The 1,854-nt window shown below is 35.5% G+C and carries 1 protein-coding gene; it reads left to right on the top strand.

Features of this window, described 5'->3' with window-relative positions; translation table 11 throughout:
* Positions 1-1,037: 1,037 nt before the first annotated feature.
* Positions 1,038-1,772: a tyrosine-protein phosphatase gene (locus DNC80_RS15575; RefSeq protein ID WP_182652002.1), complete on the top strand. Its 735-nt coding sequence runs from the start codon at positions 1,038-1,040 to the stop codon at positions 1,770-1,772.
* Positions 1,773-1,854 lie beyond the last annotated feature (82 nt).

Here is a 1,854-nt window from a genome sequence, read left to right as displayed (position 1 = left end):
GTGCAAAAGTAGTTATTCTTTTTTTAACTGGCAAGAAAAATTTGAAGTTTTTTTGAGATAATTTTTATCTCGTTTGCTTCGCTTTCTCTTATCAATCTCTCAAGGAACTTCCGTTGTTTTGCGGGGTGCAAAGATAACTTTCGTTTTTAAATCTCACAAGCTTTTTTTAAAGTTTTTTTTAAAGATTAAATCTCTATTTACTTTGTTTTTCTTGCCAGTATTTTAAAGAACGTCTGCGTCATTGCGGGTGCAAAACTACAACCTTTATTCACTTTTACAAGCTTTTTTTAAACCTTTTTTTAATCTTTTCTTGATATAGGTCATAAGTCATTGAATATGTTTTATTTAAAAACAGACCCTCTTTTCCTTTATTTTAAAAAGTAGGAATTACCGATATCAAAAACATACATCTTGTCATGTTTTAACGTTCTTAATAACATTCTTCCCCTAGAAAACCGCTATATAGCGCTTCGGACATTCTACTCATGGTAAACTAAACGATACATCTATTGCATTCAATAGGCTATACCTTATATATAAGTATCAAATATCTGATAGCCCTATCAACGCTTACTCCCCTAGCCCTGATAGTAGTGAAAATCCTATCCCACCGTACCGCAACAAGCGGGACCGTGGGGTAGATTGCAACGGATAGCAGGAAAAGCTCCTAGGAAATAAACTATGGAATCAAACTGGAGGATTAAACTATACTATATATAGGTACCCTTTTCTCTTTGGCAACTTAATCTGCATCTCTACACTCTACCTACACTATTCCTGCAGCTCACACCAACGGGAAGCCACAATAGACACCTTTGCAGTTTGTAACTACTCTTGGACTACCCACCCAACAGAATAGTAAACCACCAAATAAGCAACGATAACCTGAATAAAGAACCTCTCGTTCATTGAACCAAGCCTATGTATTCTATACGTTTCTGCTATAGCAATCTCCACTACTAAATTTAACTTTAGGTTATAAATTCATTCTCTTTTGACAAGATTCTTTTAGACTGAGTTTTATTTATATTTGTAGCATGTTTACATTTTTTAAATCGAAGCCTCTATTACGAGAGCTCATTCCGCAAAACCACATCGACATCCATTCGCATTTGCTTCCAGGTATTGACGATGGTGCCCAAACATTCAAAGACACGCTAGCTCTAACCACTGCCTTGCAAAATATGGGGGTTACCGAGTTTATTACAACCCCTCATATTATTCAACATGTTTGGGATAACACACACGAACAAATCGTCAAAAAACAAAACGAAACGGTATCCTTATTACATGACAAGGGCATCACGTCTCCCTTTAAGGCTGCTGCGGAGTACCTCATGGACGACCAATTTGTCACACTTTTTAAAGAGAAGTCTTTACTAACCTTGAAAGACAATTACGTACTGGTGGAGATGTCTTACATCAATCCCCCTATTCAACTGTACAATATTTTATTTGATTTGCAGGTTGCTGGATACATTCCCGTTTTGGCACATCCTGAACGATATCTTTTCTATCACAATAATTTGAATGAATACGACAAACTTATTAAAGCGGGCTGTTTGTTTCAGCTTAATTTATTATCCGTTGTAGGCTATTACGGTACGGGTATTGCTCAAGTTGCCGAACAATTACTTCAAAAAGGAATGTATACCTATGTAGGTACCGATGCGCATCATGCCAAACATATTGCCGCTTTTGATCAAAAAATATTTATTAAAGACAGCGTACCTTTAAAAGAAGCAATTGCCAACAATCAATTTTTTAAATAATAAAACCAATCCTTAAAGACTAGTCTTATTTACCCCAAATAAAAAAAAGCTTACTGAGTATGATACTCAGTAAGCTTTTTTT

Origin of the sequence: Flavobacterium sp. SOK18b, assembly GCF_014156605.1 — a bacterium.
Lineage (GTDB): Bacteria > Bacteroidota > Bacteroidia > Flavobacteriales > Flavobacteriaceae > Flavobacterium > Flavobacterium tiangeerense.
The sequence above is the reverse complement of the archived record's forward strand: the minus strand, read 5'-3'. Positions and strand labels throughout refer to the sequence as shown.

Coding starts and splice junctions, on each gene's coding strand:
- DNC80_RS15575 (WP_182652002.1), top strand. CDS start 1,038: ATGTTTACATTTTTTAAATCGAAGCCTCTATTACGAGAGCTCATTCCG.